Origin of the sequence: Moorena sp. SIO3E8, from assembly GCF_010692445.1 — a bacterium.
Classification (GTDB): domain Bacteria; phylum Cyanobacteriota; class Cyanobacteriia; order Cyanobacteriales; family Coleofasciculaceae; genus Moorena; species Moorena bouillonii.
Genome location: NZ_JAAHHM010000005.1, coordinates 1 through 14,301, shown reverse-complemented (window position 1 = coordinate 14,301; position 14,301 = coordinate 1). Strand labels below are relative to the sequence as shown.

At 42.3% G+C, this 14,301-nt stretch carries 13 protein-coding genes; 8 read left to right on the top strand and 5 right to left on the bottom strand.

Annotated elements, in window-relative coordinates; all coding sequences use genetic code 11:
• The first annotated feature begins 64 nt into the window (after positions 1 to 64).
• The 5 genes from F6K46_RS03515 to modA all read left to right on the top strand — a co-directional run bounded on the left by F6K46_RS03515 (position 65) and on the right by modA (position 5,869).
• The gene (locus F6K46_RS03515) at positions 65 to 796 is read left to right on the top strand and encodes a PEP-CTERM sorting domain-containing protein (RefSeq protein ID WP_293052304.1); all 732 of its coding nucleotides are present in this window, start codon (positions 65 to 67) and stop codon (positions 794 to 796) included.
• A gap of 123 nt (positions 797 to 919) precedes the next feature.
• Complete coding sequence (locus tag F6K46_RS03510) at positions 920 to 1,330, top strand: HEPN domain-containing protein (RefSeq protein WP_293052301.1); 411 nt, start codon at positions 920 to 922, stop codon at positions 1,328 to 1,330.
• Entirely contained in the window at positions 1,327 to 3,960 is a 2,634-nt protein-coding gene (locus tag F6K46_RS03505; protein ID WP_293052298.1) for a ParA family protein, read from the top strand. The genes F6K46_RS03510 and F6K46_RS03505 overlap by 4 nt, the downstream gene beginning before the upstream one ends.
• Positions 3,961 to 4,229: 269 nt before the next feature.
• Entirely contained in the window at positions 4,230 to 4,484 is a 255-nt protein-coding gene (locus F6K46_RS03500; RefSeq protein ID WP_075902524.1) for a hypothetical protein, read from the top strand.
• A gap of 572 nt (positions 4,485 to 5,056) precedes the next feature.
• Entirely contained in the window at positions 5,057 to 5,869 is an 813-nt protein-coding gene (gene modA / locus F6K46_RS03495; protein WP_293052293.1) for a molybdate ABC transporter substrate-binding protein, read from the top strand.
• Here the strand turns inward: modA and F6K46_RS03490 are convergent.
• On the bottom strand, positions 5,835 to 6,032 hold the full coding sequence (locus tag F6K46_RS03490) for a hypothetical protein (RefSeq protein ID WP_293052290.1): 198 nt from the start codon (positions 6,030 to 6,032) through the stop codon (positions 5,835 to 5,837). The two genes, modA and F6K46_RS03490, sit on opposite strands and share 35 nt — an antisense overlap.
• 17 nt (positions 6,033 to 6,049) lie before the next feature.
• Here F6K46_RS03490 and modB point away from each other — a divergent pair, with 17 nt between their 5' ends.
• Positions 6,050 to 8,353: a molybdate ABC transporter permease subunit gene (gene modB / locus F6K46_RS03485; protein ID WP_293052287.1), complete on the top strand. Its 2,304-nt coding sequence runs from the start codon at positions 6,050 to 6,052 to the stop codon at positions 8,351 to 8,353.
• Between the two features lie 44 nt (positions 8,354 to 8,397).
• Here modB and F6K46_RS03480 read toward each other — a convergent pair whose 3' ends face one another.
• Together F6K46_RS03480 and F6K46_RS03475 are read right to left on the bottom strand one after the other, a co-directional pair.
• Complete coding sequence (locus F6K46_RS03480; protein WP_293052284.1) at positions 8,398 to 8,544, bottom strand: hypothetical protein; 147 nt, start codon at positions 8,542 to 8,544, stop codon at positions 8,398 to 8,400.
• Positions 8,538 to 8,789 (bottom strand): AbrB/MazE/SpoVT family DNA-binding domain-containing protein, encoded by a 252-nt coding sequence (locus F6K46_RS03475; protein ID WP_075898943.1) that lies wholly within the window; start codon positions 8,787 to 8,789, stop codon positions 8,538 to 8,540. The genes F6K46_RS03480 and F6K46_RS03475 overlap by 7 nt, the downstream gene beginning before the upstream one ends.
• A 93-nt stretch (positions 8,790 to 8,882) precedes the next feature.
• On the opposite strand from F6K46_RS03475, the gene F6K46_RS03470 reads away from it, so the two are divergent.
• Complete coding sequence (locus F6K46_RS03470; RefSeq protein ID WP_293052279.1) at positions 8,883 to 9,065, top strand: hypothetical protein; 183 nt, start codon at positions 8,883 to 8,885, stop codon at positions 9,063 to 9,065.
• 174 nt (positions 9,066 to 9,239) lie between these two features.
• Here F6K46_RS03470 and F6K46_RS03465 read toward each other — a convergent pair whose 3' ends face one another.
• The gene (locus F6K46_RS03465) at positions 9,240 to 9,467 is read right to left on the bottom strand and encodes a hypothetical protein (protein WP_293052276.1); all 228 of its coding nucleotides are present in this window, start codon (positions 9,465 to 9,467) and stop codon (positions 9,240 to 9,242) included.
• A 51-nt stretch (positions 9,468 to 9,518) separates the two neighbouring features.
• Between F6K46_RS03465 and F6K46_RS03460 the strand changes: the two genes are divergently transcribed.
• Positions 9,519 to 9,752, top strand: coding sequence for a hypothetical protein (locus F6K46_RS03460; protein WP_293052273.1), 234 nt, complete (start codon positions 9,519 to 9,521; stop codon positions 9,750 to 9,752).
• On the opposite strand, the gene F6K46_RS03455 is transcribed toward F6K46_RS03460, so the two are convergent.
• On the bottom strand, positions 9,663 to 14,301 hold a 4,639-nt coding region (locus F6K46_RS03455), incomplete at its 5' end, for an AAA-like domain-containing protein (protein WP_293116775.1). The two genes, F6K46_RS03460 and F6K46_RS03455, sit on opposite strands and share 90 nt — an antisense overlap.

The following is a 14,301-nucleotide window of genomic DNA, read 5'->3' as shown; positions in this document are numbered from 1 at the left end:
TTAATTGCCCACTTAGCGGTGCAATTAACTCAATTTATCTACTTACTCAACCAGGAGAATTCCTTTGATTAATTTTTCTAAACAATTAGGTGTTGTTACTACTGCTATCGCTTTAACCTCTGCTACTGTTGGAGTTTTACCGGCTGCTGCTTTCCAGATAATCAAGCATGAATTCAGTGGCACTCTTGAATTGTTGTCTTCTCCTAGTTTTTTGTCGCCAGAGCCTCCTCCCCCAACTAGAGATTACGAGGGATTTGTTGAGTACAATACTCAAGGGGTATTACTCTCTTGGTTTCTTGATGTAGAAGGTTTAGCTCGACAAGGTTTTGAGAGGCGTCCATTCGTGTTGTCTTGTTCTACTATTACTTCTCCTAGTATTACTTCTCTTACTATCACTTTTATTCGTAGAAACCCTCCTGATCGTCCTCCTTTTTGTCCTTATATGTTTAAAGCTACCCCTGATAGTTGGACTATAGATCGCGATTTTGGTAGGTTTATGGACCTAGGGGGTCAGACCCTTACCTGGAACAGAGAGTCAGGAATTAGGTTTTCTCGTGACTTCGCCTTCCTTGGTTCAACTATCTATGTTGATCCCAATCCTAATTTTAAGGAAACTATCACCAACGATCCGTCAAACTGGGTTAATGTTGATCCTAATCCCAATTTTAGAGAAACCATCACCAACCTTGCCTCAAAGGCAGATGCAACCAGTGTACCTGAACCTGCTTCTGGATTAGCGCTACTGGGACTTACTGCTTTAGGGGCTGGTTCAGTTTTGAAAAGAAAGGATAATTAATAAGGGATTATTGTTCAGGATTATTTCAGAGTTATAGACCCTAATTATAGAGCGAGTTAAGTCCATTTATATGGACTTTTTTTTGTGTTATAATCTATCCAATTAATTGGAATTATACTTGTAATGGATCCTAATAATTACAAAGACTGGCTAGATATTGCAAATGAACGGGCGGCAGATGCAGACGCTATACTCAAAAATAGAAGTCAATCAATTGGATCAGTTTATATGGCAGGCTATGCCATTGAATCTAGTCTCAAAGCGTTATTACGATCTAGAAATAAATCATTTCCGAAACATGGCAATCAGGGGCATAATCTACGGAGTTTATGGGAAGCAGCGGGATTTCGTCTCTCCGATATCCGTGACTCTACAGGTGCAAAGACATTTTTTATAGAAAACTGGGATACAGCCCTACGTTATCAAATAACCTGTAATAGTAGCCTGACAATGGCGGAGTTGGTAGATGGAGCAAAGCAGTTAACAAACTTTATAAAGTTTAAAATTAGTCCTAAATCCGGGAGGCGCAGATGAACCATTCAGAAATCAAAGAGCGTATTCATCAAAATATGTCGCGGGCAGCTTTAGAGATTACGGATCTGCGGGTTCAACCGGATCCGTTTCTAGGCTGGCGTATTGCTGTGATTTCCCGAGGATTTGATGGCAAATCCAAACAAGAACGTAAGAACATTGTTCTACAGGGGCTAGAAGAATTGACAATTCAGTGGTTAGATCTACTAACTCCTGAAGAGCAGCAATGGGCTGGCCCTCTTCCCATTGATTCTACCCTGGAAAACGTACCCTTTTGGCCTGAAGCTCTGGCTCGCTCTCGCTCTGGCTCTAGTAATCCTGAAGCAATCCTATTTCCATCGGATCTAGACGAAGACCTTGACCGACCGATCGTTGCAACATTTTATTCCCTTAGAGGAGGAGTTGGTCGCTCAACTGCCCTGGCTTATACTGCCCGAATTCTTGCCAGTCGTGGACGGACTGTGCTCTGTGTTGACATGGATTTAGAAGCTCCAGGATTAGCGGCTTTGTTTGGAAAGGAAAACGAGATTAAGGATCAACAGGGGTTGGTATTTGTTTTACTAAGTTTGGAGCAAGGGGAAGAGCCTGACATCCGTAATCATATCCTGAGGGTTTCTGAAACCGATGAAATTTACTGTCTTCCGGCAGGTTTGCCCAATGCCAATTATGCGCGTTTGCTGAGCTTTATGGAACCTGGAGCTTGGTATCGGGAAGATAGAAATCCATTACGTGAACTGATTCAGATTTTAAGTAGTGATCGTCTTCCTTTCAAGCCCGATGTTATTTTACTAGATGCTCGCACAGGAATGACTCCTCTCAATGGACCGCTGCTGTTTGACTTGGCTGATCTGGCAATTATTGTTTTCTTTCCTCATCCTCAAGCTCAAAGGGGTACGGGTGAACTGGTTCGTGCATTGCTTGCTGCTGAGACTAGACGAACTGAAACTGAACAGCGGCTTACTCCAGAGCCACGATTTATTGTGTCTCCAATTCCTGCTAGTAAAGCACCAGAAGTTGTGGAACGATACCAACATAGAGCTATTGAATGGATTGGAGACTGGCTCTCTGTACTGAGGGATAAACAATCAAGATCAGAGCCGATTAAAGAATCAGATATTACACATTTTATTCCCTATCGAGAAGAGATTGCGACATCAGATAAAATTTTATCTAATCAAGAAACGTGGCGTGACTTTGAGCCGGTTGCTGAATGGTTAGAACGTTTTCTACCTACAGCTAGTGAAGAAGAGCTACCGGATAGTTTACCCGATAGTAAGGGGCAAATTTTACAGGAGTTAGAATTTTCTGCAGGAACAGCAGAATACCAAGATAATTTTCTGGAAACCTTTGTAGAAACACAGTTAGTCAATCGCGCCCTTAAGCCTAACATAGTTCTAATCCGTGGTCGTAAAGGTACTGGTAAAACGGCTATTTTCCGCCGCCTCCTGGAAGATTCTAAGCAAGATTCCATTGTAGTGTTATCTCCCAGTCCTCTTAAAGGCGATCGCCCGTGGGTTATTAACTCTGAAGGTTTCAAGGCCATTGATGAGGCTTTAGAAACTACAGGAAAAAGCTGGCGTGACTTCTGGTTACTCCAGACTTGTCTTGCTTGTCAGCTATCCTGGCCTGGAGAGAAGCCTCAACCAGATGAGGCTCTATTACAAGTTCTAGGGACTGATCCTACTAGGGAATTAGAGGTTGTCCGATGGTTTGAGAGTTTACTACCACAATCTCAAGTAGGTTTATTGGCAAGAGATTGGCTAAAGCGTTTTGATAGTGCTGCACAATCTACTATTCTTCTTCTTTTCGATGGACTGGATACAGGCTTTGGCAATACACAGGAAGATCGAGAAAGACGCACTAAAGCCATTGAAGGACTGCTTTCGCTGATTACTGACTTAGGGGACGATCTTAAAAATTTAAAATTCAAAATTCTATTGCGACAAGATATCTGGCTTAGCCTTCGCTTCGATAATAAAAGTCACTTCTTCGGACGCTCTGTAGTGCTTGAATGGGTTTATCAATCAGATTTCTTGAAAGTTATAATTAAACAAGCTCTCAAATCGGGCAGATTTAAAGAACTTGTCGTAAATTCAATTCAGCAAGGTAGTTTGTTATCAAGTAGTGACTACTTGAGTGAATCACAGGTCTTTGAAATTTGGAATCTTTTTGTTGGTGAGCGGATGAGAGGGGGGAAATCTGCCTTTACTCGGAACTGGGTCTGGAAACGACTTGCTGACGGCAGCAACAGCCATAATCCCCGTGCTCTGTTACAACTTTTTGCTGAGGCGAAAGATTGGGAAATAAACGAACAAGAGAAAAATCCTTATCAGAAAACTATCATTCGACCACGGGCTTTGAGTTCATCCCTGGAGAAGGTATCAGAAAAGGCATTAGATGCTTTGATTAATGAAGAATTTAGTGAACTTCAAGAGTTGATTAATCGTCTGAGAAGCATAGGGTATTCGCCCTTAAAGGCAACTGATGTAACTGGACTAGATGATCAGTTGAATCTAGCTAGAGAAGTGGGTTTGTTATCTATTTATGAAGGGACTGAAAATGAGGTTGAACGTTATAAAGTTCCTGATCTTTATCTTTCTGGTATCGGTATGACTCGAAAGGGGCAAGCATAAAGAATATCTTGGACCAAGTGTAAAGTTTATCTGTAAAGGTAGGGAATAGGGAATAGGGAACAGGGAAAAAAAATTGTTTACCTAATTAGCCTACAGACCGCTATACAAAAAAAGCGATCGCATAATCTTTGCGATGCTCTGAAAGAGAGGCTACGCGAACGCTTTTTTTTACCCTTAAAATACCCCACCCAAAAAAATTCTAAAAACCCTTGACAACTTAAAATATAATCATTACAATAATCATATAAACAAAATTCAAATCTTGAGCTATGTCGCAAGAATTTATCCCTAACCCCGACAATAATCCTGAACATCAAATTCCCGGAATTAATCCTGAAGATTTTTTCCCAAATAAACAACCTGTTCAGCACATTTTAAAGGGGCCTCGTCAAGCAGTAACTAATACTATTCATACCCTGTCTGCCATGGGCTACGCACAAGCTTCCGAGTGGAGTCCTCTGCAACCTACTGGCATGCCAGGTGAGGTGATTACTATCATCACTAAGTATTGGATGCTGCGTTAAGACGTTAGTTTCTGGGGGGGTTTCCCCCCCCTTGGCAAAGACAAAGGTTCCGGTATGATTAAATAGGATCATATTTCAATGGGTTCGGGAACTGAGTGACATAGCGATGCAGCGCGGTCTTGGGAAGGCAGCGCGGTCTTGGGGGTTCCCCCCATGAGCGACTGCCGTGGTTTCCCCCATGAGCGACTGCATCAAGAGAGCGATTTGAATCCACTTAGTGTGGACTTGAAATAGCCGTGGACATTATTTCTACGGCTATTTTTTTTGTTGTTAAGTATCTAATTGAGTAGGGAGTAGGGAGTAGGGAGTAGGGAATCGGGAATCGGGAATCGGGAATCGGGAATCGGGAATCGGGAGTAGGGAGTAGGGAGTAGGGAGTAGGGAATAAAATTTAAATGTATATCACGCTGAATAGGAAGCGCTATATAATTTAAAAATATATCATGAACAATCTTGGTGATTTATCATAACATCAAAAACTATTCAGAGCTCTTTACTACTCTTCCCTGTTCCCTGTTCCCTGTTCCCTTTTTTGATCAATCATAGTTTCACATCTAAACTAAAAATTAGATATGGTTAAATCCCTAATTAAATCATGGTTTCTGTGCTTAAGTCTATCCTTAGTTTTGGTAGCTTGCAATGTTCTTACCTTTAACAATCAACAGCCAGAAGTGGTCAGTCTAACTGTCTCAGTTGCTGCTAGCTTACAAGATGCGATGAAAGCTATCAAAGTACTCTACACTAATGAAACACCAGATGTTACTATTATTTATAACTTTGCTTCCTCTGGTTCGTTGCAGCAACAAATCGAACAGGGCGCGCCAGTGGATGTTTTTATTTCAGCAGCTCCGAAACAGATGAATGCTCTGGAATCTAAGGGGCTTTTACTAGAAGGTACAAGGCAAAGTATTATTAATAATCAGGTAGTTTTAGTTAGTCCTAAAGACGAGACTGGTATCTCTAATTTTAAGGACTTAACCTCTGATAAAATAAGTAAAATAGCAATGGGAGACCCGGAAAGTGTACCAGCTGGACACTATGCTAAGGAAGTTCTGACTACTCTTAATTTGTTTGACCAGCTCAAACCGAAGTTAGTTTTTGCTAAAGATGTTCGCCAAGTTCTATTCTATGTGGAAACAGGTAATGTGGATGCTGGATTGGTGTATGCAACAGATGCTAATGTATCAAACCAAGTTAAACGAGTTGCTACTGCTCCGCCAGAGTCTTACTCCCGGATTATCTACCCAGTAGCAGTATTAAAGGAGTCTAAAAACCCTGATCATGCTAACCAGTTTGTACAGTTTCTGAGTGGTGAGTCAGCTAAAACTGTATTTTTGAGGTATGGGTTTACTATGGCGGATAAGGGAGTAGGGAGTAGGGAGTAGGGAGTAGGGAATAGGGAACAGGGAATAGGGAATAGGGAGTCGGGAGTCGGGAGTCGGGAGTCGGGAGTCGGGGTAATAAAATTGAATTTGCCTTATAACTATTAGAGACCCTATATATGCCGTTTTTTCTGCCCACACTACCCACACTTTCCACACTACCCATACTCTTTGTTCAACACTATGGAAGATTTCTCCCCTTTATGGATTTCCCTAAAAACTGCTGGCTTGGCTACTATCTTGGCTTTCTTTCTGGGAATTACGGTAGCGGGCTGGATGTTTAGCTATCAAGGGAAAGGTAAAGGAATTATTGATAGTATCTTAACCCTTCCGATAGTGCTACCACCTACAGTAGTTGGCTTCTTATTACTGTTGTTACTAGGTAGAAATAGCCCAGTGGGACAGCTATTGAGGCAATTGGGAGTATCTGTAATCTTGTCTTGGCCTGCTACTGTGATTGCTGCTACTGTAGTTGCTTTTCCTTTGATGTATAAAACTGTATTGGGAGCTTTCAAACAAGTCAATCAGGATTTGATTAACTGTGCCCGTACCTTGGGAGCTTCTGAATGTAGGGTATTTTGGCAAGTGTTGCTACCTTTGGCTTGGCCAGGGGTGATGGCGGGGACAGTTCTGGCTTTTGCTAGAGCTTTGGGAGAGTTTGGCGCTACGTTAATGCTAGCCGGGAGTATTCCTGGCAGAACCCAAACCATTGCGATCGCTATCTTTTTTGCAGCCCAAGCCGGGAGGATGGGGGAAGCACTACTATGGGTGTTGATCATGGTTGCGATCGCTCTCGTGGCAATCACCATCATTAACTATGAGCAGGGAGCAGGGAGCAGGGAGCAGGGAGCAGGGAAAAAATTCTTTGTACCTCATGAGTATGATAAATGCTATAGATTAATCAATCGTTGCTGGTCAATAATTAGTAACTGGTTACTCCCTTTGCGCAAAACCAACATTCCCTTCTCTAACATAGAAGTAAGGAAGGGATCCCCCCTAACCCCCCTTAATAAGGGGGGGACTAGAGCTTCCCTTATTAAGGGGGGAAAAGAACAGGGAATAGGGAAAAAATCTAACATAGAAGTAAGGAAGGGATCCCCCCTAACCCCCCTTAATAAGGGGGGGACTAGAGCTTCCCTTATTAAGGGGAGAAAAGAACAGGGAATAGAGAAAAAATCTAACATAGAAGTAAGGAAGGGATCCCCCCTAACCCCCCTTAATAAGGGGGGGACTAGAGCTTCCCTTATTAAGGGGAGAAAAGAACAGGGAGTAGGGAAAAAATCTAACATAGAACCAAGTCAAGGACTTTTAGTAGAGTTACGAAAAGAGCTAAGCTCTAGCTTTACCCTAGATGCTAAATTTACTGCTAATGGTAAGCCGTTAGGAATCTTAGGAGCTTCTGGTTCTGGTAAAAGTATGACGCTACGGTGTATTGCTGGTTTGGCTACACCTACTCAAGGCCGCATTGTCTTGAACGGAAGAGTTTTGTTTGATTCTAAACAGGGTATTAATCTTCCTCCTCACCAACGTCGCATTGGTTTTGTGTTTCAAAACTACGCCCTGTTTCCCCACATGAATGTCGCTGAAAATATCGGTTTTGGCTTACAGGAATTGCCGAAAGCCCAAAGGAATGAACGGGTATGGAAATACATTGAAATGATGCATTTACAGGGACTGGAAAAGCGCTATCCTCACCAACTTTCTGGGGGACAGCAGCAGCGGGTAGCCTTGGCAAGAGCAATGGCGATCGCACCAGAAGCGTTACTGTTAGATGAGCCCCTTTCTGCCCTTGATACCTATCTCCGGAATCAGATCGAAAGGCTACTAACTGAAATTTTCTCTACTTATCAAGGAGCCACTCTTTTCGTTACCCATAAATTAGAGGAAGCTTACCGGGTTTGTGGTAATCTGTTAGTACTTTCCGAAGGAAAAGTTATTGCTTATGGTTCTAAAGAAGCTATTTTTGAGCATCCTCCTAGCTTTAGGGTAGCACAATTAACGGAGTGTAAAAACTTTTCTCGGGTTGAAATTATTGACCACAAAAAAATTCAAGCCCTGGACTGGAACTGTAGTCTCTCAGTTGTGGAACCGATCAGGAAATCGTTGGCTTATGTTGGCATCCGTGCCCATCATCTGAGATTTCTCAAAGAGGCAAATCACGATAATACGTTTCCCTGTTGGCTGGTGACCATGAGTGAAACCCAGCACCGAGTTACACTTTATTTGAGTTTATATACTCCTTCTAGGAATACAGGACTTATGGATTGCCCCCTAAATCCCCCAATTCTGGGGGACTTTGACATGATTCCCCCCCAAAATTGGGGGGTTAGGGGGGCAAAACCAACTAAACTTGGTAAGTCCTACAATCCTCAACAGTATCACCTCCAAGCTGAAGTTTTCAAGGAAAAATGGCATCAGATTAAAGCTTGGCCTCAGCCATGGTATGTGCAGTTAGATGCTTTGAGGTTGATTTTGATGGAGAGTTGATTGAACTATAGCAGTTAATTGGGTGAGGTAAAAAGTCTTGGGTTTTAGGGAGCAGGGAGCAGGGAGCAGGGAGCAGGGAATAGGGAATAGGGAATAGGGAACAGGGAGAGGAAGTGCAATCGCATTCTTTTCTCGGTTGGGTTGAAGCAACGAAACCCACCACTATCTTTTGGCTTGGGAATCGCTACCATTGCCAATCCTCTTCATCCCAATAATTTTCAATCCGATCATCAATTAATAATTCATCATCACCATTTTCTGCCATTTCTTTAAAAGCTTCTTCCCATCCTTGACGAGAGTGGGATACTGGCGAAATGATTACCTTACCATCTTCTAGTGTTATTTCAACTACATTGGCTAAACCACATTCTTCAAGAATTGCTTTAGGAATTCTAATTCCTTGGGAATCTCTAATACGTACAATGGCAGCTTTCATCAGCTTAATTACTTTTGATGGATAATTCCTATTTTATAGCAATCCTAAATCAATTGTGATAATTTTTGTCCCCTGTTTCCTACTCCCGTCTTGATGCAGTCGCTCATGGGGGAAACCCCCAAGACCGCGCTGCATCGCTACTCCCTACTCCCTATTCCCTGTTCCCTGTTCCCTGTTCCCTTTGCTCTACGAGTATCCCGATCAGATAGATTACCCACCGATAGCAAATGTTTAGGCATTCCTCCCATTCGTTCTAAAACCGATTTTTGGGATTGAAAATTTTGGCGATAATCCCGCAGCAATTTTTTGATCAACTCACTGCTAGTTGTTTTTTCCTGACTTAAAATTTCAACTAAATACTGTTCTGCCTCTTGATCCAGACTGACATTCAACATCACGTTTTACTCCATGGTACTGTTGCCTTCTTTCAATCTTACAACTTCCTAGACCTCATGGGTTTTCTTCAAGAGCCTTTTGTAATTGAGAAATTACAGTCTCTGCTGACTGAGGTCGTAACTTGCCCTGTTGAAATGTGGCAATCGATTCTTTGGCATCCTCAGCAATTTCTTTACGACGGGATTCGATCAGACGGTTTTGGATGATTTCAACCAGCATAGCCTGCTGTTCAGGAGGCAGTTGACTGACGGTGTTGAGGGCTTCTTCAAGGGAAGTTGTCATTGGCTTAACAGAGAGCTTTTGTCGGTAGATTCAATTCTAATCCCAATCTAAATGCTGAACAGCTTATTAGTAGTGAAATCAAATAAAAAAGATAGATCCCAGCCCCTATTGCCTACTCCCTACTCCCTACTCCCTACTCCCTACTCCCTATTCCCTGTTCCCTTTACTATTTTAATTGAAGCTCCAACATCCCAGTTAGACATGCTGCTCAACCCAACTGCGGTCAAAGATGGATTCATAAATCCGGTTATTGACTCTCAGACATCCCTGTTGCTTGACCACTAACCCAGACAACAGCAATTCCTTTTCCTCTGGACTGTCAACAGCCACCACTTCTCCCTGCTCCACAATTTGTCGATATATCTCCAGTAGCCCTACAGATTGTTTACTCTCCAGGATGCGATCGCGTATAGTTCTCAAATGCTCTGGTTCATCCTGGGATTCCCAATTTTCTATCACCTTGGTTCGCACCAAATTTTCAATCCATTCAGCTTCGTTGTTGGTAGGGATAGCAGATGAAGTACTGCGGATGAATTGACAGATCTTTTGGGTCAAAAAAGGCTGACCACTCGTCCATGATAACAGTTCTTTGAGCAGTGTTTGAGGATTGCTCACTTTCTCTGCTAATCCTTGAAGCAAAGGTTGGGCTTCATGCTCTTTAAAACCCTCCAGTTGAATCGCCTGACCAATATTAAAAGGAGTTCTTTGGTGGTCTGTAATTAAGCCAGAGGGGGTAGCAACCCCAAACAGAGCAAAGGTTAAATTGCCATAGTCTCGATTGATAGTACGCTGATTATAGCAAGAGCGAATCAGAGCAAAAAAGTCATTAACTGGAAAATTCAAGCCCAAGACGCTATCAACTTCATCGATAAAAACTACCCGTTTATTCGGTAAACTGTTATCTGGTTGATCAACCTCACCCAGTAAGACTTCTTCAATAAATTGACTCAACCGCTGAACCGTAGAAATATCTCCTCGTTCATTCCACCACTTTTTTAAATTCACCTTTCTTAGTAAACCAAAACTTCGCCATAGCTCTACTGCCAATCCCTTATACCATTGGTCAGGGGTAACATTTTCGCTGCCAATCCGAGTCAGGTCGATCGCCCCGCAGCTAATCCCCTCATGGTTCAGGTGGTTAATCATACGTACCATCAGGCTTGACTTACCCATCTGGCGGGGATTGAGAATGTAACAAAACTTCCCTTGCTTTAATGATTTATAGAGATTTCTGTCAGCATAACGCACCACATAAGTGGGAGCATCCATCGGTAAACTTCCCCCCACTTGATAATCAAAATTCGACGCTTGTTCGTCACTCTTCAGTAACTCGTTTTCAAATATTAGTTCCGCTTGAGTAGCTTTGAGAACTTCCAGAGTTTGAGATAGTTCTTGAGTGCGCTCTTCTACTTTAAGCTCTAGATTTCGGTTATAGTCTTCTAACTGTCCATAGAGACGAGCATTTTCAATAGAGATAGCAGCTTGAGCAGAAAGCATTCTTAAAACTTCAATGCGATCGCTGGTAAATGCGTCTGTGGTTAAATTATTTTCTAAATATAAAATACCGCTTATTTTACCTTGATTTAACAAAGGAGTACAGATAATCGATTTGGGTTGAGTGGCAACAATGTAAGGGTCACGAGTAAATTGTCCTTGATTAGCCGCATCACTTAAGACTAAATTTTCCTGGGTGCGAGCCACATAATTGACGATAGAGACTGACAAGACCGGGGTTTTACTGGCAGCATCCGCAGAGTCTACTGGCAGGGATTGCAGTGTAGTCAGCTGATCAGAATCCACTGTTCCTTCAGCTTCAATTACCCAGTCACCTTCTTTATCCAGTATCAGAAAACCTTTTTGAGCACCAGCATTCTCAATCAGGATTTTCATTAACTTTTCCAGCAACTTGTCTGGGATGATTTCCCCAGAAATAGTTTGCGATGCTTTGAGAATGCTATTGATATCCAATACACCGGATGTAGTTTTACCTGAGTCGGTAATTGACGGATTTAAGCTAGTTTTAATACTATTTGTTGAAACTGTAGCCAAAAATTGTGGGTATCGAGCTTCCAAAGCTTTTACCTTAGCCACAGCTCCCCAGCCTTGATAAGTATAGTGGGCATCTTGTAGGTAGTGGCGAGCAACGTGGTTTTGGTTTCTAGCTAAATAGAATTTGCCTGCTAGTTCATAAGCTAGGGCTTCTTCGTTGAGATAGTCGTTTTTATGGGCTAAGGTAATAGCGCGGTCGTAATAGTCTCTAGCTTCGCTATCTTTGCCTAAAACTCGGGATCGTTCAGCTTCGACTAGATAAAATTTGTGTAGAAAATTCATCGGAGCTTGCTTTGCCCAGAGTTCCATTTTTTCTTGTTTAGCAGCAACCTTGGTCAAAATTTCTGCTCTTTCAGTCTCTGAAGCATCAGGATAAAATGCTAGCCGAGCCAGGGCATCATAGAAGTAGGCAGTGGTAAGGATGAATGATGAGCCAGCATTAGCAGCATAGTCTTCAAACCGGTCGGCATTTTCAACTGCTTGCTGAAATTCCTCGAAAAGATAACACAAAGTCAGTTTATGGGAATAAGCGTGCATCAGTGCAGTGCGATCTCCACTGGCTAGATGGACTGGCATCATCTTTTCTTCATCGTACGCTTCACCAATCAAACGGCAGGGATTGTCCACTTCTCCCATCAAGTTAAGAATAGCCTGCATATAGGTTTGAGTCCAATGAAGGTAAGCTTCCTGCTGAGTTTGAATAGTAGCTGCAATTGCTTTCGCCGTCTCTTTCCTGGCATCCGTCAGCTCAATGCCGCTTAGGTACAAAGCGTAGGCATAGGCAGTTATAGAACTAGTAGCAAATTCAATATCTCCAGTTTCTATGCCACTTTGATAAGCTTCCATGGAAACAGATGATGTGTCCCTGAGGGGTTCCTTCCAATGCTTGAGAAATCCCTTATACATCGCATAAGTTCTTGCTTTGAATGTGTTATCTTTGAATCGTTCTAGCAACTTTAAAGCCAGTTGACCAAACTGATAGCCAGCCTCAAGCTCTCCTCCTAAGCAGAGGATATGCCCGTAACCGGCATAGGGAAAAGCAGAATCAGGGGAATGGCCGTACTGAATCGATAAATCCACCTGTCGGCACCAATTGACCAAGCTGAGTTGATTCATTGCTATGAACGCAGGACTAAACAAGTAGTTCATAACCCGCATAGCTGCTAATTTATGGGGATCGGTCATTTGGGGTAAGTCCATTAGCGCCTGGGGTTGCCTGCCCCCCAAGGCAGACTTGATCTGCTCTATCTCTGCCGTCAGATCAGATTGGCTGGATTGTTCGGGTAATTCGATCCCAAGTAATTTCAGAACGTCTAGCCCAGTTTTGACTGCTTCTATAAATTTTCTTTGAGCACAATAGGCTTGCATTTTGACTTCATAGACTTTGACTTTGTCTAGCAGTGTTTGGGCTTTTTGCAAGACTATCTCAGTCAAGGGCTCCATTGCATCGTAGTTGGCAATTGTATAAGCTGCTTCTGCTGCTTCCACATACAAATCTAAGGTAAGATCATACTGCTGTGACCAACTCTCTTCACTTAACAAACTTAAGCCGGTCTGGAGATAATTGAAAGCAGATTGACGAGCAGCTGAAGATTTGGCTTTTTTCCCTGCCCGCAGATTTAATAAAGCTAACTCATCTCGCTCTGTTTGTGGCTCAATTAGCTCCTGGCCTTTGTTTAACTGATTAACAATTTCAAACAGCTTCTGTTCAGATTCTTCAGAGGATGTATTTTGCAGTAACAACTTGCCAACGCTCAGATGTACTGCTTGTGTATCTGCTTTGGGAATGAGTGAGTAAACTGCTTGTTGGATGCGGTCGTGGGCAAATTTGTATTCTGCAACTAACTGATTTGACAACCCTTCTACATCAAGTTCCACCAACTGGTAGGCATAGCTAAGGGGTACAATTAGACCAGATTGGAGTGCTGACCGTAAATCAGTTGCAGTTTCCCCTATAGATTTTTCATATATCAGTGCCAGTGTTTTCAGGTCAAACTGGTTTCCTATACAAGCTGCTAATTTTAATACTGACTGAGTTGCTGTTGGTATTTTTTTAACATTTTTTATCATCAACTCCACCACATTATCTGTAAGGGGTTGCGCTTTTATTTGCTCTAGATTCCACTGCCATTTTTCAAAACTGTAGTTAAAATACAACCAGCCTTCAGAATACATATATTTGAGGAACTCATTTATGAAGAACGGATTTCCACCAGTTTTTTCCTCTATCAATTGGGCAAGCTGCTTGGCAGTTAGTGAATCTACGAAAAATGTATCAACGATAAGTTGTGTAACATCAGTTAAGGATAAGGGGGGAAGTAGTATTCTTTTAATTGTTACTCTTGCTTTTTCAAGCTGTTCCAAACTTTCAACCAGCGGATGCGCCTCGTTGACTTCATTATCCCGATATGCCCCCATTATAAACAGATAGTTATTGTCTCCTGCTATCATCAGCAGTTGAATTAATTCCAAAGAAGCTCTATCTGCCCACTGTAAATCGTCTAAGAAAATGACTAACGGATGTTCGGGTTGAGTGAATATCTTAATAAATTTTTTAAAAACAAAATTAAAGCGATTCTGCAGTTCTGTTGGCGGAAGCTCTGGGACAGGTGGTTGTGGACCAATAATCAGTTCGACTTCAGGAATAACTTCAATGATTACCTGTCCATTTTCCCCTAATTCCCCTTGCAGCTTCTCTCGCCAATTGTGAATCTCTGCCTCACTTTCTGTGAGTAACTGTTGTACTAATGACCGAAATGCCTGAATTAAGGAAGCGTAGGGAATA

Coding starts and splice junctions, on each gene's coding strand:
- F6K46_RS03490 (WP_293052290.1), bottom strand. CDS start 6,032: ATGGGTAGTGTGGAAAGTGTGGGTAGTGTGGGCAGAAAAAACGGCATA.
- F6K46_RS03480 (WP_293052284.1), bottom strand. CDS start 8,544: ATGGTAGCGATTCCCAAGCCAAAAGATAGTGGTGGGTTTCGTTGCTTC.
- F6K46_RS03470 (WP_293052279.1), top strand. CDS start 8,883: ATGCAGTCGCTCATGGGGGAAACCCCCAAGACCGCGCTGCATCGCTAC.
- F6K46_RS03460 (WP_293052273.1), top strand. CDS start 9,519: ATGCTGAACAGCTTATTAGTAGTGAAATCAAATAAAAAAGATAGATCC.
- F6K46_RS03510 (WP_293052301.1), top strand. CDS start 920: ATGGATCCTAATAATTACAAAGACTGGCTAGATATTGCAAATGAACGG.
- F6K46_RS03505 (WP_293052298.1), top strand. CDS start 1,327: ATGAACCATTCAGAAATCAAAGAGCGTATTCATCAAAATATGTCGCGG.
- F6K46_RS03500 (WP_075902524.1), top strand. CDS start 4,230: ATGTCGCAAGAATTTATCCCTAACCCCGACAATAATCCTGAACATCAA.
- F6K46_RS03465 (WP_293052276.1), bottom strand. CDS start 9,467: ATGACAACTTCCCTTGAAGAAGCCCTCAACACCGTCAGTCAACTGCCT.
- modA (WP_293052293.1), top strand. CDS start 5,057: ATGGTTAAATCCCTAATTAAATCATGGTTTCTGTGCTTAAGTCTATCC.
- modB (WP_293052287.1), top strand. CDS start 6,050: ATGGAAGATTTCTCCCCTTTATGGATTTCCCTAAAAACTGCTGGCTTG.
- F6K46_RS03475 (WP_075898943.1), bottom strand. CDS start 8,789: ATGAAAGCTGCCATTGTACGTATTAGAGATTCCCAAGGAATTAGAATT.